A 23565-nucleotide genomic window follows, 5' to 3' on the forward strand; every position below is an offset into this window, starting at 1 on the left:
CCGGTGTCTGCGGCAATGCGGCTATTGCGAGTGATCACTCTCTAAGTTAGTGTTTCGACACCCTATGACGGAGGTCACATGAACGCGAACATTCCTTTCGACGTCGTCATCACCGGCGGCACCGTGTACGACGGATCCGGCGGCCCGGGAGTGCGAGCGGATGTGGGCATCGTCGACGGCGTCGTGCGGGCCGTGTCGGCCACACCGCTGGAGGCGGGCGCTACGACCGAGGTGGTCGATGCCACCGGCAAGTGGGTCACGCCGGGCTTCGTGGACGTGCACACCCATTACGACGCCGAGGTGCTCGTCGGGCCGGGCCTCGAAGAGTCCGTCCGGCACGGGGTCACGACGGTTCTGCTGGGGAACTGTTCGTTGTCGACGCTCTACTCCACCCCGGTCGACATCGCAGACCTGTTCAGTCGGGTCGAGGCGCTGCCGCGCGATCATGTGCTCAAAGCGGTCGATACGCACAAGACGTGGAACAGCCCCGACGAGTACATCGCAGCGCTCGAGCGACTGCCTCTCGGCCCCAATATCGCAGCGCTGGTGGGTCATTCGGATCTGCGCGCGCACGTGATGGGCCTGGACCGCTCGACCGATCGCAGTCAGAAGCCCACCCGTGAGGAATGGCGTGCCATGTCCGACGCGCTCGAGCATGCACTCGATGCCGGGCTGCTCGGAATGTCGACCATGACGAACCCGTGGGACAAGTTGGACGGCGATCGGTACCGGTCTCGGTCGTTGCCGTCCTCGTACGCGCGGTGGAGCGAGTTCCGTGCACTCCACAAGATTCTGCGTCGACGCGGGCGGCTGTTGCAGAGCATCCCGAACCTGAACACCAAGTACGACATGCTGTTCTTCCTCGCCTCGGCCACCGGGATCGGCCGCACTCCGCTCAAGATCTCGCTGCTCGCCGCGGCGGACGCGAAGGCGTCGCCCTGGATTCATCGTGTCTTCGGTCCACTGGCTCGGATGGTCAACGGGCCGGGCAAGGGGCAGTTCCGCTGGCAGCACCTGCCCACCACGTTCGACGTCTACTCCGACGGCATCGACCTCGTGGTGTTCGAGGAGTTCGGCTCCGGCCGCGCAGCTCTTCATCTACGAGAAGAGTTGGGCCGCAATGAGTTGCTCTCGGACGAGGCCTACCGCCGCTGGTTCCGTGCCGATTTCGAGAAGAAGTTCAGCTCACGCGTCTGGCATCGAGACTTCGCCGACGCCGAGATCACCGAGTGTCCCGACGCGTCGGTCGTCGGAAAGAACATCGCTGAGGTCGCGGCCGAGCGTGGTGTGCACGTAGTCGACGCGTTCCTCGATCTGGTGGTCGAGCACGGCCGAAAGCTGCGCTGGCACACAACGGTTGCCAATCATCGCAAGCGGCAGATGGACAAGCTGATCAACCAGCCCGGGGTCACTGTGGGATTCTCCGATGCCGGTGCTCATCTGCGGAACATGGCGTTCTACAACTTCGGTATCCGGTTGCTGCACCGCGTGCACGACGCACGCAACGATCGACGGCCGTTCATGACCGTCGAGAAGGCGGTGCACAAGCTCAGCGGCGAGTTGGCCGATTTCTACGGTGTCGACGCCGGACACCTTCGGGTGGGCGATCGTGCCGACATCGTCGTGATCGACCCGGAGGGGCTGAACGAGGAGGTCCTGGCCTATCGCGAGGAGACAATGCCGGAGTTCGGTGGCCTGAGTCGAATGGTCAATCGCAACGACCGCGCTGTCACCGCCACCCTGGTCGCGGGCCGAGTAGTGTTCTCCAGCGGCACCTTTGCGCCGTGGTTCGGCGTGTCGGAGCGTGCGGGTAGCTTCCTGCGGGCAGGCACTGCCACGGCTCCTCGACGCCGGGAGCGTGTGTGAGTCCGAGTCAACAGCAGCGCCGCACCGAGACCATCGGAAAATTGCTCGACGCGACGATCGCATCGTTGTGCGAGAAGGGCTACGCCGCAACCAGTGTCAGTGAGATAGTCAGCCGCGCGGGGGTGTCGTCCGGGGCCATGTTTCGGCACTTCGACACCAGGCTGGATCTGATCGTCGCCGCGGCCGACGAGGTTCGCCGACGTCAGTTCGTCGAGTTTCGCCGTGGCCTGTCCGGTTTCGGGAGCGCATCGATCGAGCACTGCCTCCAACTGCTCAGGGCTGCGTGCCGTGCCCCGATCAACGGGGCCTGGTACGAGCTGCTGACCGCCGCCCGCAGTGACGAGGAGCTACGAGAGAGGCTGCAGCCGTTCACTGTTCGATATCACGAGCAGATCGGCGAACTCGCACGCGCGCTGCCCGTCGCCGGCGTGATCGATCCTCGGCATCTGGAAACGGTGATCTTCACCGTGGTGCACCTACTCGACGGTGAGGCGTTGGCGGCCGTGGTGCATCCGCAGCCCGAGCAGGAGGCCATGCGGCTGAGAATGATTGCTCACCTGTTGCGTGGTGGCACTCTGCACGCCCTGATGGACGCGGGATGACCGGCTGGATGGTACGCACGTCCGGTGCCGAGCTTCCCGTATTCGAATACGGAAACCCGTCCGCGCGCTCGACGGTACTGCTGGTGCACGGCTATCCCGACAATCATCACGTGTTCGATCCGCTGATCGCCGAGCTCGCCGACACGGTTCGGGTGATCGCCTACGACACGCGAGGCAGCGGAGCGGCCGTGCTCGAGCCTGCGGCGGACGTTGCCATCGAGCAGCTGGCGCGGGACGCCTTCGCGGTGGTCGAGTCGATTCCGGGGCTCACCGGCAAGGTGCACGTCTTCGCCCACGACTGGGGGTCGGTCCAGATGTGGGAGGCGATGGCCGCTCCTCGGGCAACCACCGCCTTCGCGTCGTACATGTCGGTGTCGGGGCCCAGTCTGGATCACTTGCGGCAGGTGGCGCGTGCGCGGCTGGTCCGGCCGCAGCGTTGGCCCTCGCTCATCGGGCAGCTCGCTCGGTCCTGGTACGTCTTCGGGTTTCACGTGCCCGTCCTGGGCACCCGCGTGCCGGCATTGTTGGCGCGATTCGGTGCCGAGGGTGACCCGACCCCGACGGTGATGGACCAGCAGCGCGGCATCGCCCTGTACCGGGCGAACGTGCTGCGGCGTGTGCTCCGCGGGCCTGCTCCGTTGTGCGCCGTCCCGACCACCGTGGTGGCTCCTACACACGACCGCATGCTGTCGCCGAACCTCACCGACGGTCTGGATCGATGGATCCCCGACCTGCGCGTCGTCCAGGTCGACGCAGGCCACTGGTGGCCGTACACACACCCGGTCGATGCTGCTCGCGTGCTGATGGCCAGGGTGCAGGAAGCGGACTAGACGGCGAGCGTCGGACGGTTCGACCGCGGGCTGTGCAACCATGGTCAGTGGTCTTCTTCTCTCCACGGCCGCACAGAGCCACTACTCGAACTGGATGGGGTATTTCTCGGTATGGACGGCACTGCTCTCGATCGTCTCGGCTCCGCATCGGATGTGTCCGCTTCTTCCGGCGGTGACGGCCGGTCCGAGCTGACTGTTCAGAGACTTCTGTTCGACGGCCCGTCGCCCCTGGTCAGTGCCGATATGTACAGCTCCGTCGGCAAGGGCAATGCCGAGCGCACCCGCACCGGCGCGCGGATCGGCAAGCGCAGCGTGCTGCACACGAACAGCTATTTCGGACGGTTCCCGGCCAGCTACTGGCAGCGGTGGACCTCGGTCACCGAGGTGGTCTTCCAGGCGAACGTCTCCGGTGCCGGCCGAGTCGATCTGGTTGCGACCGACTACAAGGGCCACGAGCGCACGATGGCCAGCACGACGGTGGACTCCGCGAACGCGTCGACTCAGTTGGCCGTTCCGGTGGCCACCACGCAGTTCCTCGACGGCGGCGCGCTGTACGTCCGCTTCACCACGACGTCGAGTGAGTTGTCGGTGCAGGACGCGGAGTGGACCGTCGCCGCTCCCGAGAAGCTGCGACCCACGTCGGTAGTGATCTGCACGTTCAACCGCGCCGACGACTGCGCCAACACCGTTGCCGCGATGGCGGACGACCCGATTGCGCTGCTCGGTGTCGACAACGTCTACGTGATCGATCAGGGCACCGATCAGGTGCAGACGCGTGAGAAGTTCCAACGCGTGGCGGCCGAGCTCGGCGACAAACTCGTCTACATCACCCAGCCCAACCTCGGCGGCGCAGGCGGGTTCACCCGTGGCCTGTACGAGGTGCAGGGCAAGGGCGGCGATCCGGCCAACGTGATCTTCATGGACGACGACGTGCTGTGCGAGCCCGAGGCGATCGTCCGCATGAACTCGTTCGCCAACATGACCATCGAGCCCGCCATCATCGGCGCGCAGATGCTGTACCTGCTCCACCCCGACCGTGTGCACGTCGGTGCCGAGGTGGCGAACCTGCAGAAGCTCGAAGCCGGAATCCACGTCAAGAACGCGATCTCGGACAAGAGTGCGTTCAAGCGCAAGCGCCAGCAGGACGTCCGCGTCGACGCCGGATACAACGGCTGGTGGTCGTGCCTCATCCCGTCCGAGATCGTCGGACAGGTGGGGTACCCGTTGCCACTGTTCTTCCAGTGGGATGACATCGAGTACGGATACCGCTCTCGCGCAAACGGATTCGCCACCGTCACGCTCCCGGGTGCGGCCGTCTGGCACGCCGACTTCGCGTGGAAGGACTGGGACGAGTGGCATCGCTACTTCAACCTGCGCAACGGCATGATCACCGCCGCCCTGCACATCGAACTCGACGGTAAGACGCTCGCGAAGCAACTCTTCACCGACCTGCTCCGCTACCTGGTGTCGATGCAGTACGGCATGGCGTACACGCTGATCAAGGCCGTCGAAGACTTCTTGGCAGGCCCGGACAATCTGCTCGACGGCGGTATGGACGCCGCCGGTTCCATCCGACGCGAACGTGCTGCCTACGGAGAAACGAAGCGGCACAACGCAAACGATGTTCCCGGAGTGCGTCCGGCCGACATGTTCATCACTCCTGCGGGCCCGCACCCGAAGAAGAGCATGGAATTCGCCGTGCTTGCCAAGCGAGTGCTCAATCAGTGGCGCGGGACGGTGAACCCCGGCCCCGTCGCCATCTCGGCCGACGACGCGCACTGGTGGCACGTCTCGCTGTTCTCGCACGCGATCGTCACCGACCGCTCGCAAGAAGGCGTCCGAGTTCGCAAGCGCAACAAGGCACATGCGTCCGAGCTGCTCAAGCGCGGGGTGACCGCACTCAAGCGTCTGCGCACCGAGACGCCGACGGTTGCCGCGTCGTACCGTGCCGCCGTGCCGAAGCTGACGAGCCGAGAGAACTGGGCTCGCCTCTACGGGCAGTAGCTAGTTCGATCGAAGCCTGGGTGCCGTGCGAATCCGTACGACGACCTGTTCGTTGTCGGCGGTGTAGCCGAGGTAGTCGAACTCGGTGCCGGTGCGTGCGACGAATTCCGTCCACGCCCGGTACTCGTGGTTGCGCCAGCCGGGGAAATTGAAGTACTCGTCGAACACGATGACGGTGCCCACGGCGAGTCGATCGGCCACCAGATCCAGCACGGTGACCGTCGAGGAGTACAGGTCGGCGTCGAGGTGCAGGAAGGCCAGCTTCTCGTGGTGACCCTTCAGGAAGCCCGGCAGAGACTCCTCGAACAATCCCGGCACAATCTGCGCGCCCGGCACTTCGGGAATGCTCTCCTGCTCGAACAGTCCCTTCGGAAAACCGGTACGCCACGTCTCGGGTAGGCCCGAGAACACGTCGAAGCCCGCGACGACGGTGATGTCCTTGCGCGACGCCAACTCCTCGGCGATGATCTCCAGCGTCGTGCCGCTGGCAACACCGAATTCGAGGGCCATGCCGCGGATGGAGACCTCGCCGAGCGCGAAGCGCAGCGTGGCGTGCGGCCGGAGGAAGGTCGGGGCCTGCGGCATCATCTCTTCGGCGAACTCGGCGCTCTGCGCGGCAGCTTCGACGTCGGAGGCATAGGGGATGTCGCGACGCATGCGCATCTCGAGACCGCGGATGAAGGCGTGCAGGTCGTCGATCTCACGACGCTGGCGTTCGAGGACGTCGAGCAATTTCGCCTGCTGGTCACTGGTCTGCTCGGCCAGCTGCGCCGTCTGCTTCTCCAGAACCTCGCCGATTGCCCGCTGCAGCTTCTCCCGTGCCGACGACTTGATGCGATCCGCGAGCTTCCGAGGTTCCGTCATGGGCACACGGTAGCGGTATCACGTGGGTGCGCGCACCCCTTGGAGGCAGCGTCAGGGTCGGCGGAAGTGTTCCCGACGCCCCAGCCCGCGCAGCCGGAACCACTCGGCCAGTCCCTTGGGATTGCGTGTGGTGATCAGGAAGAACCAGGTGAACCGAATCCACTCCTGCGGCAACAGCTTTCGCATGCCGGGCTGCGACATCAGGTAACCGCGGTTGCGGTAGGTGAAATAGCGCTTGGTCGCATCCTCCGGGTACTGCGTGTGCATCCGACCACCGAGGATCGGCTTGAACTCCTCGGCCCCGTTGGGGTGGACGTAGGCGGTGGTGAGGCACGTGCCGAACTTCAGGCCCGAGCGTTGCAGCCGACGATGCACTTCCACCTCGTCGCCGCGCACGAACAGCCGCAGATCGGGCACGCCCACCGCATCGATCGTCGACGCCTTGAACAGGGCACCGTTGAACAGCGACGCGATGCCCTCCAGGAGATCGTCGTCCGGATTCTCCGGGTCGATCAACTCCGACCGCAGCCGGCGCCACTCGACGCCGCGGCGGAGCGGGAACGCCAGCCGATCCGGATCGTCGATGTCGCACACGACGGGGGAGACCTCGTCGAGGCCGTGGGCGAGGGCGCAGTCGTACAGAGTCTCGAGCACCTTCGGGCCCTCGGGGCGGCCGTCGTCGTCGGCGAGAAACACCCAATCAGCACCGAGCGAGAGCGCGTACAGAATGCCGAGGGCAAACCCGCCCGCGCCGCCGAGATTGTGCTGCGAGCCGAGGTACGTCGTCGGCAGGGCCGTCGACTCCACCAACTCGCGGACAGCGGGCTCGTCGGCGTTGTCGACGACGACCAGGTGATCGAGCGGACGGGTCTGAGCACCGATCACGTCCAACGACAAAGCCAGCAACTCACGACGCTTGTGCGTGACGATGACCCCGATGATCCGGTCAGGCACCGGCTGCGTCTTCCCGCTCGATCTCTTTCAAGATCTGCGCGACGTGGTCTCCCGCGTCGTTGCCGTCGTATGCCCGCACCACTTCCTCGATGCCGCCCTGCTGCCGTACCTGGCCGTGATCGATCCACATCGCGGTATCGCACAGCTGAGCCAGGAATTCGTTGGAGTGGCTGGCGAACACCAGAATTCCCGAGCGCTTCACCAACTGCTGCAGCCGATGACGCGCCTTCTTCATGAACTCCGCGTCGACGGCCCCGATGCCCTCGTCGAGCAGCAGGATCTCCGGGTCGATGCTGGTGACCACGCCCATCGCGACGCGCACCCGCATACCCGTCGAGTAGGTACGCAGCGGCATGTCGAGGTAGTCGCCGAGTTCGGTGAAGTCGGCGATCTCGTCCATCTTCGCGAGCATCTGCTTTCGCGTCTGGCCGAGGAACAGGCCACGAATGATGATGTTCTCGTAGCCAGAGATCTCCGGGTCCATACCGACGCCCAGATCGAACACCGGCGCGACGCGGCCGCGGATGGTGGCGCTGCCACGCGTCGGCTCGTAGATGCCCGAGAGCAGTCGCAGCAGCGTCGACTTGCCCGCGCCGTTGTGACCCACCAGTCCGACGCGATCGCCGTCCTTCAGGTTCATCGTGATGTTCTTGAGTGCTTCGACGACGACGACGTCGGAGGAGTTGCGGTCGATGGCACCGCCGGCCTTACCGAGGAATGCCTTCTTCAGTGACCGCGTCTTGGCGTCGAAGATCGGAAAGTCGACGCACGCGTCATGGGTACTGATGCTGATGGACAACTGCTGACCCCTAAACCCAGTAGGGCACGCGGGCCCGATACTTCTTGAGAGCGAGAATGGCCAGCGCCCAGCCGACGACGGTGAAGCCGAGCACGATGTACCAGTGGTACGCCTGCTGATCCTCGCCGATCAGCGGGGCGCGGATGATGTCGAGGTAGTGGAACAGCGGGTTGATCTCGACGAGCTTGGCGCGATTCGCGGCCTCGCCGCCCATTTGCTGCAGGCCCGATGTGGTCCACACGATCGGCGTCATGAAGAACATCAGCGTCACGAAGCTGCCGAGAATCGGGGCGATATCGCGGTAGCGGGTGGCGATGATGCCGAACAGGATGGACACCCACACGGCGTTGAGCAGGATCAGCACCAGCGCCGGGATCGCGAAGATCACGGTCCAGTGCAGCCCACCCTCGGGCCAGAAGATCGCGATGATGATCACGTAGATCAGCATGTTGTGGCCGAGCAGCAACAGTTGACGCCACACCAGGCGATACACGTGCACACTGAGCGCGCTCGGCAGCTGCTTGATCAGACCCTCGTTCGCGACGAAGACGTCTCCGCCTTCGAGAATCGCGGCACTGATCAGGTTCCAGATGATCAGACCGACGGTGACGTGCGGCAGGAACGAGCGCAGGTCGATGTCCAGCAGTACCGAATACAACAGGCCCATGGCGATGGCCTGCACGCCGGTGGCGATGGTGATCCAGAACGGGCCGATCACCGACCGTCGATAGCGCTGTTTGATGTCCTGCCAACCGAGATGCAGCCACAGTTCGCGCTGATTGAAACCGGTTCGCAGATCGCCGAACGCGCGCCGATAAGTCTGTGAGTCCGAAACCGGAGCAGGCATCTGTTCTCCTGCCTCGCTCTCGGGATCCTTCGCTGGTGCCGACACGACGGTCGACACTACCCGTCGAAACGCCCTGGCTCATTCCGCAGGCTTCACTCGCACCTTCTACAGATACTGGCCGGTACCGCTGCCACTGTGGCCGCCACCCGGTGCGGGCATCACACCGGGAGGCAACGCTCCCTGCCGCATCTGCTCGAGTTGGGCGCGGGCGGCCATCTGCTGCGCGAACAGTGCCGTCTGGATGCCGTGGAACAGTCCTTCGAGCCAGCCGACGAGTTGGGCCTGCGCGATCCGCAGTTCTGCGTCGGTGGGGATGACGTCGTCTCCGAAGGGCAGCACCAGACGCTCGAGCTCGTCACGCAGTTCCGGCGCGAGTCCCTGTTCGAGTTCGTGGATCGACGACTTGTGGATTTCCCTCAGACGCGTCCGGCTCGCGTCGTCGAGCGGAGCGGCGCGCACTTCCTCGAGCAGCTGCTTGATCATCGTGCCGATGCGCATGACCTTCGCGGGCTGCTCGACCATCTCCGACAGGCCCGACCCGTCGTCAGAATCTTCGTTCGCCGACGATCCGGCGGCGCGGGCGGCTGCGGCCGTCGCTTCCTCGCGGCTCAGGGCGAGCGGTTCTCCGTTGGGGCCGATCACAACGACGTGGTCATCGGGGGCACTGTTCGACTCGGATTGGGTCATGTATCCATCTTTACGCGTCGCTCGTCGTTGCGCGATCGTCCGGGGCGATTATCCTGGTTCGGTCGTCGGGAACAGTAGTTCGTCGAGAAAACAGCCCGGGGCTCGTCGGACAAATGTGGAAGCAGGGAGGGATCGAGCGTGCGAAGTGGGCAACCGTTCCCTGGCGAAACGGGACGTGGAACACATGCTTCACCGGTCGGCGCTTAGAGTGTCCGGCATGGGGTACGACGTCGCGCGGGTAAGAGGGTCCATTCCCTCCCTCGGCGACGGGTGGATTCATCTGGACCCTCAGCTGGGGATGTTGATACCGGATCGGGTGTCGACCGCGGTATCCACGGCGTTTCGGCACAGCGCGTCCAACCACTCGGCCGGTAACACCGCAGCCAAGCGGAGTGCAGCTCTGCTCGAATCTGCGCGTGTGGCGATTGCCGATCTGGTGGGTGCGTATCCGTCCGGGGTCGTCATCGGACCGGACCGCGCGACGCTGCTGTCGTGGCTCGCCGAGTCGATGAGCTCACGGCTCGGTCTGGGAACCGGGCTGGTGCTCTCGCGCTTGGACGAGGAAGCCAATGTTGCGCCGTGGCTGCGGGTGGCCAGCCGAACCGGCGCGCACGTCAAATGGGCCGAAGTCGAAATCGATACCTGCGAGCTGCCCACGTGGCAGTTCGACGAACTCATCACCTCCACCACCAGGCTCGTCGCGGTCACTGCGGCGTCGCCGATCGTCGGCAGCGCACCCGATGTCAGGGTTGCAGCAGATCTGGTGCACGAGGTGGGCGGACTGATCGTCGTCGACGCAGCCGGAGCTGCTCCGTACGCTCACGTCGACATCAAGGAACTCGGAGCCGACGTCGTTGCGATCGATGCCGCTGCGTGGGGTGGCCCGTCCGTCGGCGCGCTGATCTTCCGCGATCCGACCCTGCTGGAACAACTTCCGTCGATGTCGCTCAACCCGTCGGCCAAGGGGCCCGCGCGGCTCGAGGTCAGCAGTCACCAGTACGCGTTGTTGGCCGGTGTGGTGGCCTCCATCGACTACCTGGCCAATCTCGACGACGCCGCGACAGGAACCCGTCGTGAGCGTCTCGAGCTCTCGATCGGATCGCTGCAGTACTACCACGACGGGCTGTTCGACTACTTGATGAAGGCGCTGAATTCACTGGATCACGTCATGGTGCTGGGCAATGCACCCACGCGTGTTCCCACCGTGAGTTTCACGGTCGAGGGTGTGCCTGCAGTGAAGGTGTCCGAGCAACTCGCGCAGGCCGGAATCGGCAGCGTCAGCGGAGTCCACGGCGGCAGTCGTCTGCTCGACGCACTCGGAGTCAACGACGAGGGTGGTGCCGTCTCCATCGGTCTGGCTCCGTACACCACCCGCTACGAGATCGATCAGCTCGTCAAAGCGCTCACCGCGCTCGCTCTCTAGAGCGGCTTCGCCGCACGTGCACGAAACCTCGTAGCCCACTACGAGGTTCCGCTCACGACCTCAGGCGCACATCACTGGACTCGCAGGATCACTTTCCCGATCGTCTCGGCCTCGTCGAGCATCCGATGCCCTTGCGCCGCTTGGGTTATCGGGATCTCGGCGTGTACGACGGCAGTGACGCGTCCCTCGGAGATCAGCGGCCACAGGTGCTCCGTCATGTCCGCGACGATGTTGGCCTTGCTCGACGGTCCGGTCTCGGGGCGCCCGCGCAACCCGGCAGCGTGAACCGATCCGCGCTTGGCGAGGAGTTTGCCGAAGTTCAGCTCTCCCTTCACGCCGCCCTGCATCCCGATGGTGACGACGGTGCCGTCCATGGCCAGGGCGTCGAGATTGCGATCGAGGTACTTCGCGCCCATGTTGTCCAGGATCAGGTCTGCTCCGTGATCCTTTGTCTGTGAACGAATCTCGGTGACGAAGTCCTGGTTCTTGTAGTCGATGAGGATGTCTGCACCGAGATCGGCGCACATGTCCAGCTTGTACTTCGAGCCGGCGGTGACCGCGACGGTGACGCCCATCTGCTTGGCCACTTGGATTGCGTGCGTACCGATTCCGCTACCACCACCGTGGATGAGCAATACCTGGCCCGAGCGCATGTGTCCATCCATCACCAGGTTGGACCACACTGTGGATGCGACCTCCGGAAGTGCCGCCGCCACATGCAGATCGAGCCCCTGCGGAATCGGAAACAGCTGAGTGGCGGGCACCGCGACCTGCTCTGCATAGCCACCCCCGGCCAACAGTGCGCAGACTCTGTCGCCCACGTTCCACCCGCTGACGCCTTCGCCGAGTTCGGAGATGATGCCCGAGCATTCGAGGCCGAGAATGTCGCTGGCACCAGGGGGCGGCGGGTAGTTGCCTTGACGCTGCATCAGATCGGCACGGTTGATGGCCGTGGCCGAAACGTCGACGATCACCTGCCCGCGGCTCGGACGTGGGTCGGGAACCTCGGTCCATTCCATGACGTCGGGGTCGCCGAATTCTTTCAGTGTGATGGCACGCATGTCTCCATAGTGCGCCACCACTGCCGCAGGCACTCCTACAGGTCCCAGAGGTTGATTCCGAAGTCCTCGGCGTGCTGGTCGATCTGGGCCAGCTCGTCGTCGGTGAAGTCGAGGTTGTCCAGCGCGGCCACGTTGTTCTCCAGCTGTTCGACGCTCGATGCGCCGATCAGGACGGACGTCACCCGCGGGTCGCGCAGGGCCCAGCTCAGCGCGAGCTGTGCGAGGGATTGACCGCGGGCGGCGGCGATGTCGTTCAAAGCCCGGAGGTGTCCGATGTGGTCGTCGGTGAGCCAATCCGGGTTCAACGACTTACCCTGTGCTGCGCGCGAATCCGCAGGAATACCGTCGAGGTATCTGTCGGTGAGCATGCCCTGGGCCAAGGGGGAGAACGCGATGACGCCTGCGCCGATCGCGTCGAGTGTGCCGAGCAGTTCGGGCTCGATCCAGCGGTTGACCATCGAATAGCTGGGCTGGTGAATCAGCAGGGGAACACCCGCGTCGGCGAGCAGGTCCGCCATCTTCTGCGTCCCCTCGGGCTTGTAGGAGCTGATGCCCGCGTACAGAGCTTTGCCCTGCTGAACCGCACTGATCAGCGCGCCTGCGGTTTCCTCGATCGGGGTGTCGTGGTCGGGGCGGTGGCTGTAGAAGATGTCGACGTGGTCCAGGCGCATGCGCGTCAACGATTGGTCCAGCGAAGAGAGCAAATATTTCCGAGAACCACCGAAGCCGTACGGGCCTGGCCACATGTCCCAGCCGGCTTTGCTCGAAATGATCAGCTCGTCGCGATAGCCGGCAAAATCCTCCGAGAAGATGCGACCGAAATTCTTCTCCGCACTGCCGTAGGGCGGGCCGTAGTTGTTGGCCAGATCGAAGTGCGTGATCCCCAGATCGAAGGCGCGACGCAGGATCGCGCGCTGGATCATCACTGGAACGTCGTCGCCGAAGTTGTGCCACAGTCCCAACGAGATTGCCGGAAGCCTCGGTCCGCGTGATCCCACTTGCCGGAAGTGCATGGACTCGTATCTGTCGGCTGCGGCAACGTACGGCGGTTCGATGTTGGGATCTGTCATAACTCGACCATAGGTCTCGGACTCGAATCGAACATTCAACCAGTGCAAGCTACTCGTCGGTAGATTTCTTGCCTAAGATGTCACGGGTGACGGCCGAACTAGCCATTGGTTCCGGGGGGGACCCGCAGTGGCTCGACACTGCGGAAATGAAAGCATGGCGCGCCTACATGGACGGCGGGCAACGATTGATGGGGGTACTGAACAAGGATTTGCAGGATGGCCACGATCTGTCGATGGCGGAATACCGCATCCTGGTGATGTTGTCCGAATCGGTCGACGGCTCGGTTCGAATGAGCGAGCTGGCCGACGGTGTCCTGTCTTCGAGAAGTCGCCTGACGCATCAGATCAGGCGCATGGAGGTTCAGGACATGGTCACTCGCAGTACCTGCGTCGACGACGGCAGAGGCGTACTCGCGGTGATCACCGAGGAGGGCCGTCGACGATTGGCGGAGGCGGCACCCACCCATGTGCGCAGTGTGCGCCGACATCTCGTCGATCTGCTTTCTCCAGAGGAACTCGAGGTGCTCGGCACCATCTTCGAGAAGGTCGACGCAGCAATGGACACCTCTGCCGCGGCACCGCGACGATGAGGGGCGATTGGGACTCGGGCCGCCCAGCCGTTTAAGATCGCACACGGAAGCGTGGCAGAGCGGCCCAATGCACTCGCCTTGAAAGCGAGAGACGTGTAAAAGCGTCCGGGGGTTCAAATCCCTCCGCTTCCGCCACATGTTCGTTGTCGAAACCCGGTCCACCCGCATGGGTGGGCCGGGTTTGTTTGCCCCGGTCGAAGCTCGGACTACGACGTGGCCGACGGGCTGGTATCGATCCCGGCTCAGTGGGTAATACCTGCGAATGAGCGAAGAAGCGCGGCGCAACGACGGCGACAACGAGGGCCCTCTGGAAGAGGAACTCGAGGAAAGTTTCGACGCCGTTGTGTCGGAGGGTGCCGAGCGATTGCACCGCACCGTGCGCACAGTCCTGATCACCGGATTCTTCGGCGGGCTCGAAGTCGCTCTGGGTGTGATGGCGTATCTCGCGGTTCTGGACGAGACCGACAGTCATCTACTGGCAGGCCTGGCGTTCGGAATCGGCCTGGTGGCTATCTATCTCGCCCATGGTGAGCTGTTCACCGAGGACTTCCTGATGCCGATCGCGGCAGTGGTGGCCCGCAACGGAACACCTCTGCAGCTGGCGAGGCTGTGGGTCGGGACGTTACTGGCGAACTTGCTGGGCGGTTGGTTCGTGATGTGGTTGATCGCGCACGCGTTTCCGCAGTGGCTCGAGGTGTTGTCCGAGTCGGCACATCATTTCGTCGACGCGCCACTGAATCTTCAGTCGATCTGCCTGGCTGTTCTCGGTGGCAGCACGATGACCCTGCTGACCCGCATGCAGCAGGGAACAACCTCCGACGTCGCACGGATCATCGCCGCGATGGCGGCTGGTTTCCTTCTGGCCGGTCTGCAGTTGTTCCACTCGATTCTCGATTCCCTGCTGATCTTCGGGGCCATCCACGCGGGTGCCGACGTGAGCTATGTCGCCTGGATCGAATGGTTCGGATACACAGTGCTGTTCAACATCATCGGGGGCGTCGTGTTGGTCACCGCGCTGCGCTTGGTGCGCACGAAGGAGCTGGTGAAGTCCGAGCGTGACCGGAATCCCGAGTAGTCAGCGGCGACGGCAGTCAGGGTCTGCCATCCGACACCCAACGCTCCAGGCTCGATCCGGTCTCGAAGCGTCGCATGGATTTGGAAATGGGATCGATGAATTCGATTGCGCTGGCGAGTAATTGAAGAGGAGCGGTGAAATCGTCGACGGCCCGGTTGGTGGCCGTCGGGTAGAGGTCGTCACCGAGGATCGGCACGCCGAGCGAGTTCATGTGCAGTCGCAGTTGATGGGTGCGGCCGGTCAACGGTGTCAGTCGATAGCGGCCGAGTCCGGCCCGATGGTCCAGGAGTTCGACGGTGGTGTGCGCGTTGGGTTCTCCGGGCACCTCGTGGGCAGTGAATTGCCCTCTCTCCGTAACGATTCGACTGCGGACAATGGTGGGCAAGGTCAGCGTGGGGTCGTACGGAGCGATCGCCTCGTACTCCTTGTGAACCTTTCGATCCTGGAACAGCGTCTGATACGCGCCACGAAGTGCCGGATCGACGACGAACAAGACCAGACCCGCGGTGACGCGGTCGAGTCGGTGCGCGGGCACCAGTTGCGGCAGATCGAGTTCCAGGCGCAGTCGCACCAGCGCGGTCTGCAGGATGTGTCCGCCGCGGGGGATGGTCGGCAGAAAGTGCGGCTTGTCGATCACCAGTAGCGCGTCGTCGCGGTGCACGATCGAGATATCGAACGGCACAACGGTTTCCGTCGGAAGGTCGCGGTGGAACCAGACGGCCTCGCCGGCCACGTACGGCGCGTCGGAGGAGAGGGGACCGGCCATGTCGACGATCTCGCCGGCGTCGAACATGGCGTCGATCCGGTGTGCAGGGATTCGTAACTCGGTCGCCGTCAGGAAGTCGCGGACGGTGCGCCAGGTGCCGTCCTCGGGCATTCGGATACGCGCGGGGTCCAGTCCGTGTCGCTTCGCCAGGGGAGGTTGCTGGCGTCGTCTCACCGAATGAGCGTATCCGCCCGCCGAGATCGCACTTATGCAGGCATTTCGCGATGATCTGCCCGCATAAGTGCGAATTCGCTACTCGCAGCCGATGCCGTCGTTGTCGCGGTCGAGGTGGGGGCCGTAGCCGTACTCGTCGCGGTAGACGGGAGCGGCGCCAGCGTCACGTGCGGCGTCGCAGTTCTTGTACTGGAATCCGCTTGGCTGAGGTGCGGGCGCGGGTGCTCCCTGCGGCGTCGGCGGGGGTGCGAAGGCGGGCGGCGGAGGCAGGATGCAGAACTGAGCCGAGCCGGCTCCGCACAGGAAATCGGTGATCGGGTCGGCGGACGCGACAGCAGGGGCGGCGATCGCGGCTGACGCTGCAATGACACCAGAGATGCCGATCTTGACCAGCAGGTTCTTCGTCTTCATGAGGGTTCCAATCGAGGGGGGTGTGACGTGGAGCATTGCCGGGCGGTCATTGAACTGTCAATGAAGTCATTCGCACGACCTACGGACGCGCCTCCTGAATCACGAACGTGTTTGGAACCCGCCGATTCGGCGTACTTACGAACGTATGAGCGAAAACGAGCAGGTCAACCAGAACCCCGAGAAGGATCCCGACGATTGGGTCACCGGCGACGAGCCGATGACCGGGCCGCAGAAGAGCTACTTGAGCACCCTCGCTCAGGAAGCCGGGCAGGAAGTCCCCGATGATCTGAACAAGGCTCAGGCGTCGGAAATGATCGACAAGTTGCAGGGCGAGACCGGCCGCGGCTGAGTCGACACCACGGAAGTCCACTCGATGTGACATCGACCCCCGAAAAGTCCACCGAATGTCACATCGAGTGCCTCCCGAACGACCGCAAGATTCGGTACATCGGACCAGGTAGACCGTTATATCTTCAGTAGATGTAACAAAGGATTACGCAGACTTTTGTACGCGTTGTTTCGCGGCTACTGTGAGCGGACCCACAGGCTTCGGCGTGTCTGCGCAGCGGTGGGTACGTTGTGTAACGGATGTTGTTTGTGTTGCGCCCGCGAGGGTGCGCCTGGGGAGGATGGCAGATCAGATGCACCGTCGTGTGTTGGCAGTAGCGGGAACTGCTCTGGCAGTTTCCCTGCTGGGGTCGGGTCTCGCCGGGGCGCAGCCGCTGCCCGGTACCGGCAGTTCCGATGGTGGCGGTGCAGTGCCCAGCATGGAGGCCCAGTCCTTGCCGTCGGCTTCGGCGCGAATCGATCGTGTCGACATGCTGACCGACCGCCGCGCTGCGGTGTGGGTCGAGTCGCCCGCCATGGGCCGCGCCATTCAGGTCCAGGTTCTTCTTCCGGCCGCGCAGGCCGTGTCCCGCCCGACGCTCTACATGCTCGACGGTGTGAGTGCAGGCAAGGAATCCGATTACAAGGAAAGCACCTGGACGCAGAAGACCGACATCGTCGATTTCTTCGCGGACAAGCAGGTCAACGTGGTGCTCCCGGTCGGTGGATCGAGCAGCTACTACACCGACTGGAATGTTCCGGATCCAGTGCTCGGTGTGAACAAGTGGGAGACGTTCCTGACGTCGGAGCTGCCGCCGCTGATCGATGCGCGCTTCTCCGGTAACGGCACCAACGCGATCGCGGGTGTCTCGATGGGCGCGCAGGCCGCGATGGATCTGATCACGCGTCACCCCAAGCTCTACACCGGCGTTGCCGGGCTGAGCGGTTGCTACGACAACTCGCAGACCAACTTCAAGGACGCGGTGCGCGCTACCGTCGCGACCAACGGCGGAAACGCGTCCAACATGTGGGGCGAGAACACCGACCCTCTGTGGGTGCAGCACGACCCATCCGCCAACGCCGAGGCCCTCCGCGGCAAAGACGTCTACATCTCCGTCGGTGCCGGTTTGCCCGGCCCGTACGAACTCGGTCCCGGCGGTAGCGGACCGGAGAGTGCGCTCATGGGCGGGCCGCTCGAGGCCGCCGCGCTGTACTGCACGACAGTGTTCGATACGAGACTGCGCGCGTTGGACATCCCTGCGACAACCGTCTATCGCCCCTACGGAATTCACGGCTGGCCGTACTGGCAGGACGACCTGCGTGAATCCTGGCCGACGCTCGAACGCGCGCTAGGCCTGTAGGGCGTACTTCAGAAATGCGTCGTTCTCGTGCGGGTCGCCGATGGTGACCCGCACGCCGTCGTTTCCGTAGGCGCGCAGCAGCAGACCCTGTTCGGCTGCAGCCGACGCGAATGCACCGGACCTCTCGGCCAACGGCAGCCACACGAAGTTGGACTGCGATGCGTTGACGTCGAAGCCTCCTCCGACCAGAGCGTCGCGTACGCGGTCGCGTTCGACGATGAGGGCGTCGGTGCGGGCCAGTAGCTCCGCCGAGGCCTCGAGCGACGACAACGCTGCCTGCTGCGCAATCGTGCTGACTGCGAAGGCGATGCGCACCTTGGACAATGCTGTGATCACGTCCGGGTCGGCTACCGCATAGCCCACCCGCAAGCCGGCGAGACCGTACGCCTTCGAGAAGGTGCGCAGCACGATCACGTTGCGTCGTCCACGGGCGAGTTCCACGCCATCGACGTGATCGCCGTCAGCGTCGGGACGGGTGTACTCGAAGTAGGCCTCGTCCAGTACGACGAGGATGTTCGACGGCACCGCGTCGAGGAAGGCCTCGAGCTCGGCGCGCCGGACGACGGTTCCCGTCGGATTGTTGGGGTTGCACACGAAGATCAGGCGGGTGCGGTCGCTGATGGCCGCGAGCATCGCGTCGAGATCGTGCACGTGGTCTGCGGTCAGTGGAACCTGCACGGGCGTCGCACCGGCAACTCGCGTGATGATCGGGTACGCCTCGAACGAACGCCATGCGAACAGCACCTCGTCGCCGGGGCCACACGTGATCTGAACGACCTCTTGGCACAGTGCAACCGAACCGTTACCTGCGGCCACATTTTCGGTCGCTACTCCGAGCTTCTTCGCCAGGGATTCGACGAGTGCCGTCGCCCGGATATCGGGGTAGCGGTTGACGCCTCCGACGGCCTCGGCAATAGCGGCATGCACGCTGGGCAGCGGGCCCTGCGTTGTTTCGTTGCTCGCCAGCTTGATTGCCCCCGGAAAGCTACGGCCGGGAATGTAAGCGGGGATGGCGTCGAGGTCGGGGCGGATGTGCGCGGTCACGGCTGCCATTATGCGCTCAGGTTCGGGGTTGACTTCTACGCGTCCGTGTTATTGCTGTGCACGACCGGACCGATCGTCCTATCTTCGATAAGTATGTCGGGAATCTTCAGCGACGTCGCAGTCCTTCGGTCCGCCACCGCGCCCACAGTCGGCGCGGACGACGAGGTGGATACGTCCGCGCACGAGTCTCCCCCACGAGAGAAGGTGCCTCTGACGGCCATCGAGCCGGAGGGCACACCGCGCGGCGGAATCGTCGTGCTGCACGAGGCTCGTGAAATTCCCCAGTCTCTGCTCGACCTATTGCGTGCGCTGGCGATGGAAGGCTGGCTCGCCGTCGCCCCGAATCTCTTTCACCGGGGTCACAGCGACGACAAGGAGGTCTTCGGCGACGACCTCTTCGCAGACTTCGACGCCACCTCCGACTGGCTGGTGCAGCGCGGGGTCTATCCCGATTGTGTCGGGGTCATCGGATTCGACGACGCAGGCACAGCAGCTCTGATCGTGGCCACCAGCCGTCCGGTCGGAGCGGCGGTCAGTGTTGCCGCAGCGGGCATCGTCGAACCGCTCAACTCCGATGCGATCGCGTTGGTCGAGGCTGCACCCAAGCTTCAGGCACCCTGGCTCGGTCTCTACGGCGAGGACGACCCGCACACCCCACCGGATCACATCGAGGCCCTTCGCGACGCTGCCACGCGTGCCTCAGTGGCCACGAACATCGTCAGCTATTCGGGTGTGCAGCATCGGGCCGACCATCCCAGGGAGCAACCGGGCAGCAGCGACCACACCGACCCGGCCGAGGCAGCTCTGGTCGATGCTCAGACTCGAATCTTCGATTGGTTCGACAGCTTCATGCGCTGACGAGCAACACGCATCTTCTACGCGAACGCCGTGCGAACCTGAGGCGTCGACCAGCCGTTTTGCCTTCTGGCCTTTGCCGTGTGTAATCTCTTTCCTCGGCGGTCCGAGAGGGCCGGCAGCCTAGGAGGCGTGCCAGAGCGGCCGAATGGGAGTCACTGCTAATGACTTGTCCTTTCACCGGGACCGGAGGTTCAAATCCTCTCGCCTCCGCCACGAACGGTAGATTCTTACCGTTCAGCTAGACCAGTTGGATAACTGAACATGCGCCCGTAGCTCAACGGATAGAGCACTTGACTACGGATCAAGAGGTTAGGGGTTCGAATCCCTTCGGGCGCACAGAAAGAATCCCCTGATCTGCGTACATTTGCAGATCAGGGGATTTTTGTATGTCCTGATGTGCCTCCCACTCAGCACGAGCGATCCTTCCGACAGGGAAAGTGTCGAGCGATTCGGACGACAGCGGGCTGGGGTGGAGGTTGGTTGGTGCTTCGGAACGGGGTCGTCGAAGAGACGGGCTCAAGCCTGTGGATCACTGGACTGGCGAGTCGGTGGTGATACCGCGACGGAGCCAGTTCCAGTTACTGGCTCGAAATCCGTAGTGTCGTGGCTGTTCTGGTCCGCTTCGAGTCCGTGGGGTCTACCTCTTCGGAACGCGCACGATCAGGGCGTCGCCCTGGCCGCCGCCGCCGCACAGAGCGGCCGCTCCGATGCCGCCGCCGCGGCGCTGCAACTCCAGCGCCAGATGCAGTGCGATACGTGCACCGGACATTCCCAGCGGATGCCCGATCGCTATGGCACCGCCGTTGACATTGACCTTGTCCTCGTCGATGCCGAGCTCACGGGTCGAGGCAATACCGACCGCGGCGAAGGCCTCGTTGATCTCGATCAGATCGAGATCCTTCGGGTCGATTCCTTCCTTGGCGCACGCCACTGAGATCGCGCGGGCCGGTTGGGACTGCAGCGACGAATCGGGGCCGGCAACCACACCGTGTGCACCGATCTCGGCGAGCCATTCGAGTCCGAGGCTCTCGGCCTTGGACTTGCTCATCACGATCACGGCAGCAGCACCGTCGTTGATCGTCGACGCGTTACCCGCGGTGATGGTTCCGGTCTTCGAGAAGGCCGGACGGAGCTTGGCGAGTGTGTCGGTGGTGGTATCGGCGCGGATGCCTTCGTCCTGACCGAAGACGATCGGATCGCCCTTGCGCTGTGGAATCTTCACTGGAACGACCTCATCGTCGAAGACGCCGTTCTTCCAAGCCGTCGCCGCACGTCGATGAGAGGCCGCCGCGAAGGCGTCCTGCTCCTCACGCGTGCTCGCAACTGCACCGTTGTTGCGAGCGTCGGTGAGCCCACCCATTGCTTGGTCGGTGAAGATGTCGTACAGACCGTCGTACGCGAGGTGGTCCTTCATCGTCACGTCGCCGTACTTGAAGCCTGCGCGGGACTTCTCGAGCACGTGAGGTGCCTGCGTCATCGACTCCTGGCCGCCTGCGACGACGATCTCGAACTCGCCTGCGCGGATGAGCTGATCCGCCAGCGCGATGGCGTCGACTCCGGAGAGGCAGACCTTGTTGATCGTCAGTGCCGGAACATTCATCGGGATCCCGGCGGCGACTGCGGCCTGCCGGGCGGGGATCTGGCCGGCACCTGCGGTGAGGACCTGTCCCATGATCACGTATTCGACGAGCTCAGGTGCGACGCCAGACTTCTCCAGTGCCCCTTTGATCGCGATACCGCCGAGATCGGAACCCGAGAAGTCCTTCAACGATCCGGACAAGCGACCGACCGGGGTTCTCGCCCCGGCAACGATGACAGACTTGGTCATGACGATTCCACTCTCAATTCGGTTCCGGTAGTTGCTTCGACTTCTTCGGTGGTCACGCCGGGTGCCAGTTCCACCAGCTCGAGGGTGCCGTCGCCGACGACGTCGATGACGGCCAAGTTGGTGATGATGCGATCCACGACGCCCTGGCCGGTGAGAGGCAGAGTGCAGGCGTCGAGAATCTTGGGATTGCCGTCGCGGTCGGTGTGTTCCATGACGACGATGACGCGTCGGGCACCGTGTACGAGGTCCATCGCGCCGCCCATGCCCTTGACCATCTTGCCGGGCACCATCCAGTTGGCGAGGTCGCCGGTGCGGGAGACCTGCATGCCGCCGAGCACTGCCGTGTCGATGTGGCCGCCGCGGATCATTCCGAAGCTCAGCGACGAATCGAAGTACGCGGCACCGGGATTGACGGTGACGGTCTCCTTGCCCGCGTTGATGAGATTGGCGTCGACCTTGTCCTCGGAGGGGTACGGCCCGGTGCCCAGGATGCCGTTCTCCGAGTGCAGGGTCACCTTGACGTCGTCGGTCAGATATCCCGGGATCAGCGTCGGCAGTCCGATGCCGAGGTTGACGTATTCGCCGTCGATCATCTCCGCTGCGGCGCGTTCGGCCATCTGATCGCGGGTCCATCCTGCACTCATGCTCGCACTCCTGAACTGACGGTGCGCTTTTCGATGCGCTTGTCCTGTGGCCCGGTGTGTACGACGCGTTGGACGAACACTCCGGGCAGATGTACGTGGGCTGGGTCGATCTCGCCCGGCTCCACGAGGTTCTCGACCTGCGCGATGGTGATCTTGCCGGCCATCGCGGCGAGAGGATTGAAGTTCATCGCGGTCTTGTCGAACACCAGATTGCCTGCTGTATCGCCTGTTTCGGCGTGCACCAGAGCGAAGTCGGCATTGATCGACTCTTCGAGTACGTACCGCTTGTCGCCGAACACTCGCGTTTCCTTGGGCGGCGATGCGATGGATACCGAGCCGTCGGCGTTGTAGCGCCACGGCATTCCGCCGTCGGCGATGGGGCTGCCGACCCCGGCGGGGGTGAAGAATGCGGGAACGCCGTTGCCGCCGGCGCGAAGTCGTTCGGCGAGGGTGCCCTGAGGGGTCAGTTCGACCTCGAGTTCGCCGGCGAGGTACTGCCGGGCGAACTCCTTGTTCTCTCCGACGTACGAGGCGGTGACCCTGCGAATACGTCCCGCTGCCAACAGGATTCCGAGTCCGTAGCCGTCGACGCCGCAGTTGTTGGAGAACACCTCGAGCTCGTCGGCGTCGGTGTTCGCGATGGCCTCGATGAGAGCGTCGGGGATACCGCACAGCCCGAAGCCGCCGACCGCGATGGTCGCCCCACGGCCGATGTCCGCGACCGCGTCTGCGGCGGACTTCCACACTTTTTGGGTCATGATTCTGTTCCTGCCCGTTCATTGTGCGACCACACGCCGCATCTCGAACAGAGAACTACACGTTCAGCTTTCGGTAAAGGATCCCACCTGAAGTGCTCACAGGATGGCCACTTTCAGACGTAGTGTCCATTGAGTGAACGCACGCTTGCGCGCGGCTACGAAGGGGCGTGGTCAGGGGGGGTCACCGGGGAATGGGGGTCGATCGTCCCCATCCACGTTGCTGACCGAGATGCTCGAGCAGAGGTTGGATTCGGTAGTGCAGCGGCGTGGTCAAGGCGAGAGTTGTACTCGAGTGCGAAACGCCCTGCACCGATACCACCTTCTGGATCAGGTCCTGTAGCTCGGCTTGGGTGGTGGTGGCGACACGAACGAGCAAATCTTCACGGCCTGTCGTGGCGTGGATTTCGAGTACTTCGGGCATCGATGTGAGTGCATCGACCACAGGCTGCAGCCTGCCTTGTTGCAACTCCAACGCCATGAACGCCTGTACTGCGATTCCGACCTCGGCCAAGTCGATGTCCGGCCGGAACCCGGCCAGATAATGTTCCTCGATCATCCGGCTCAGCCGCGCCTGGACGGTGTTTCGCGCTACTCCGAGAGTGGACGCCAGTTCCATGATGCCCATCCGCGCGTTGCGTGAGAGGGCACCGAGCAACTCGATGTCGAGCCGGTCGATGTTGAGCATTTGGTCCAACTCCAAACGTGATCGCCGTTACTGACTG

24 protein-coding genes and 3 tRNA genes are annotated in these 23565 nt (G+C 63.9%); 13 read left to right on the plus strand and 14 right to left on the minus strand.

What is annotated here, in order from left to right; all coding sequences use genetic code 11:
- Positions 1-78 precede the first annotated feature (78 nt).
- The 4 genes from CH305_RS09865 to CH305_RS09880 all read left to right on the plus strand — a co-directional run bounded on the left by CH305_RS09865 (position 79) and on the right by CH305_RS09880 (position 5302).
- Positions 79-1866 (plus strand): amidohydrolase family protein, encoded by a 1788-nt coding sequence (locus CH305_RS09865; RefSeq protein WP_094703548.1) that lies wholly within the window; start codon positions 79-81, stop codon positions 1864-1866.
- Complete coding sequence (locus CH305_RS09870; protein WP_094703549.1) at positions 1863-2468, plus strand: TetR/AcrR family transcriptional regulator; 606 nt, start codon at positions 1863-1865, stop codon at positions 2466-2468. Before CH305_RS09865 ends, CH305_RS09870 begins: the two co-directional genes overlap by 4 nt.
- Positions 2465-3298, plus strand: coding sequence for an alpha/beta fold hydrolase (locus tag CH305_RS09875; RefSeq protein ID WP_094703550.1), 834 nt, complete (start codon positions 2465-2467; stop codon positions 3296-3298). Before CH305_RS09870 ends, CH305_RS09875 begins: the two co-directional genes overlap by 4 nt.
- Before the next feature lie 111 nt (positions 3299-3409).
- Positions 3410-5302 carry a glycosyltransferase gene (locus CH305_RS09880; protein ID WP_080734488.1) on the plus strand — a complete coding sequence of 631 codons (1893 nt, stop codon included), beginning with the start codon at positions 3410-3412 and terminating at the stop codon, positions 5300-5302.
- Here the strand turns inward: CH305_RS09880 and CH305_RS09885 are convergent, their stop codons facing one another.
- The 5 genes from CH305_RS09885 to CH305_RS09905 form a co-directional block, all read right to left on the minus strand.
- Positions 5303-6166: a TylF/MycF/NovP-related O-methyltransferase gene (locus tag CH305_RS09885; protein ID WP_094703551.1), complete on the minus strand. Its 864-nt coding sequence runs from the start codon at positions 6164-6166 to the stop codon at positions 5303-5305.
- A 51-nt stretch (positions 6167-6217) separates the two neighbouring features.
- Positions 6218-7120 carry a glycosyltransferase gene (locus tag CH305_RS09890; RefSeq protein ID WP_037152879.1) on the minus strand — a complete coding sequence of 301 codons (903 nt, stop codon included), beginning with the start codon at positions 7118-7120 and terminating at the stop codon, positions 6218-6220.
- Entirely contained in the window at positions 7113-7913 is an 801-nt protein-coding gene (locus CH305_RS09895) for an ABC transporter ATP-binding protein (RefSeq protein WP_179278256.1), read from the minus strand. The genes CH305_RS09890 and CH305_RS09895 overlap by 8 nt, the downstream gene beginning before the upstream one ends.
- A 16-nt stretch (positions 7914-7929) precedes the next feature.
- A complete protein-coding gene (locus CH305_RS09900) occupies positions 7930-8766 on the minus strand; it encodes an ABC transporter permease (RefSeq protein WP_165430239.1) in 837 nt (278 codons plus the stop codon).
- A 105-nt stretch (positions 8767-8871) separates the two neighbouring features.
- The gene (locus CH305_RS09905; protein WP_094703553.1) at positions 8872-9453 is read right to left on the minus strand and encodes a bacterial proteasome activator family protein; all 582 of its coding nucleotides are present in this window, start codon (positions 9451-9453) and stop codon (positions 8872-8874) included.
- A gap of 217 nt (positions 9454-9670) precedes the next feature.
- Between CH305_RS09905 and CH305_RS09910 the strand changes: the two genes are divergently transcribed.
- Positions 9671-10876 (plus strand): cysteine desulfurase-like protein, encoded by a 1206-nt coding sequence (locus CH305_RS09910; protein WP_032381109.1) that lies wholly within the window; start codon positions 9671-9673, stop codon positions 10874-10876.
- A 71-nt stretch (positions 10877-10947) separates the two neighbouring features.
- Here CH305_RS09910 and CH305_RS09915 read toward each other — a convergent pair whose 3' ends face one another.
- Positions 10948-11937 (minus strand): NAD(P)H-quinone oxidoreductase, encoded by a 990-nt coding sequence (locus tag CH305_RS09915; RefSeq protein WP_094703629.1) that lies wholly within the window; start codon positions 11935-11937, stop codon positions 10948-10950.
- A gap of 35 nt (positions 11938-11972) precedes the next feature.
- Positions 11973-13007, minus strand: a complete 1035-nt coding sequence (gene mgrA / locus CH305_RS09920) for an L-glyceraldehyde 3-phosphate reductase (protein ID WP_094703554.1) — start codon at positions 13005-13007, stop codon at positions 11973-11975.
- Positions 13008-13153: 146 nt separating this feature from the next.
- Between mgrA and CH305_RS09925 the strand changes: the two genes are divergently transcribed.
- The 3 genes from CH305_RS09925 (at position 13154) to CH305_RS09935 (ending at position 14672) form a co-directional block, all read left to right on the plus strand.
- Positions 13154-13597: a MarR family winged helix-turn-helix transcriptional regulator gene (locus CH305_RS09925; RefSeq protein ID WP_052065233.1), complete on the plus strand. Its 444-nt coding sequence runs from the start codon at positions 13154-13156 to the stop codon at positions 13595-13597.
- 45 nt (positions 13598-13642) lie between these two features.
- A tRNA-Ser gene (locus CH305_RS09930) sits at positions 13643-13732 on the plus strand.
- Between the two features lie 127 nt (positions 13733-13859).
- Positions 13860-14672 carry a formate/nitrite transporter family protein gene (locus CH305_RS09935; RefSeq protein ID WP_032405139.1) on the plus strand — a complete coding sequence of 271 codons (813 nt, stop codon included), beginning with the start codon at positions 13860-13862 and terminating at the stop codon, positions 14670-14672.
- A 16-nt stretch (positions 14673-14688) separates the two neighbouring features.
- Here CH305_RS09935 and CH305_RS09940 read toward each other — a convergent pair whose 3' ends face one another.
- Entirely contained in the window at positions 14689-15612 is a 924-nt protein-coding gene (locus CH305_RS09940; protein ID WP_179278249.1) for an RluA family pseudouridine synthase, read from the minus strand.
- Between the two features lie 78 nt (positions 15613-15690).
- On the minus strand, positions 15691-16023 hold the full coding sequence (locus tag CH305_RS09945; RefSeq protein WP_094609072.1) for an excalibur calcium-binding domain-containing protein: 333 nt from the start codon (positions 16021-16023) through the stop codon (positions 15691-15693).
- A gap of 145 nt (positions 16024-16168) precedes the next feature.
- Here CH305_RS09945 and CH305_RS09950 point away from each other — a divergent pair, with 145 nt between their 5' ends.
- Together CH305_RS09950 and CH305_RS09955 are read left to right on the plus strand one after the other, a co-directional pair.
- Positions 16169-16372, plus strand: a complete 204-nt coding sequence (locus CH305_RS09950; RefSeq protein WP_032381115.1) for a DUF3072 domain-containing protein — start codon at positions 16169-16171, stop codon at positions 16370-16372.
- A 292-nt stretch (positions 16373-16664) separates the two neighbouring features.
- Entirely contained in the window at positions 16665-17711 is a 1047-nt protein-coding gene (locus CH305_RS09955; RefSeq protein WP_094703631.1) for an alpha/beta hydrolase family protein, read from the plus strand.
- Here CH305_RS09955 and hisC read toward each other — a convergent pair.
- Positions 17700-18764 carry a histidinol-phosphate transaminase gene (gene hisC / locus CH305_RS09960; RefSeq protein WP_373454551.1) on the minus strand — a complete coding sequence of 355 codons (1065 nt, stop codon included), beginning with the start codon at positions 18762-18764 and terminating at the stop codon, positions 17700-17702. The two genes, CH305_RS09955 and hisC, sit on opposite strands and share 12 nt — an antisense overlap.
- 84 nt (positions 18765-18848) lie before the next feature.
- Between hisC and CH305_RS09965 the strand changes: the two genes are divergently transcribed.
- The 3 genes from CH305_RS09965 to CH305_RS09975 all read left to right on the plus strand — a co-directional run bounded on the left by CH305_RS09965 (position 18849) and on the right by CH305_RS09975 (position 19949).
- On the plus strand, positions 18849-19613 hold the full coding sequence (locus CH305_RS09965; protein ID WP_032405142.1) for a dienelactone hydrolase family protein: 765 nt from the start codon (positions 18849-18851) through the stop codon (positions 19611-19613).
- 123 nt (positions 19614-19736) lie between these two features.
- Positions 19737-19826 (plus strand) — tRNA-Ser (locus CH305_RS09970).
- A gap of 50 nt (positions 19827-19876) precedes the next feature.
- Positions 19877-19949: transfer RNA gene (locus CH305_RS09975), tRNA-Arg, on the plus strand.
- 301 nt (positions 19950-20250) lie between these two features.
- On the opposite strand, the gene CH305_RS09980 is transcribed toward CH305_RS09975, so the two are convergent.
- The 4 genes from CH305_RS09980 to CH305_RS09995 form a co-directional block, all read right to left on the minus strand.
- Positions 20251-21441, minus strand: coding sequence for an acetyl-CoA C-acetyltransferase (locus CH305_RS09980; protein WP_094703556.1), 1191 nt, complete (start codon positions 21439-21441; stop codon positions 20251-20253).
- Entirely contained in the window at positions 21438-22085 is a 648-nt protein-coding gene (locus CH305_RS09985; protein ID WP_094703557.1) for a 3-oxoacid CoA-transferase subunit B, read from the minus strand. The genes CH305_RS09980 and CH305_RS09985 overlap by 4 nt, the downstream gene beginning before the upstream one ends.
- Complete coding sequence (locus tag CH305_RS09990; RefSeq protein WP_179278250.1) at positions 22082-22843, minus strand: CoA transferase subunit A; 762 nt, start codon at positions 22841-22843, stop codon at positions 22082-22084. Before CH305_RS09990 ends, CH305_RS09985 begins: the two co-directional genes overlap by 4 nt.
- A gap of 181 nt (positions 22844-23024) precedes the next feature.
- Positions 23025-23528 (minus strand): Lrp/AsnC family transcriptional regulator, encoded by a 504-nt coding sequence (locus CH305_RS09995; protein ID WP_094703559.1) that lies wholly within the window; start codon positions 23526-23528, stop codon positions 23025-23027.
- Between the last annotated feature and the right edge of the window lie 37 nt (positions 23529-23565).

The organism is Rhodococcus sp. 15-649-2-2 (genome assembly GCF_002258645.1).
GTDB lineage: Bacteria > Actinomycetota > Actinomycetes > Mycobacteriales > Mycobacteriaceae > Rhodococcoides.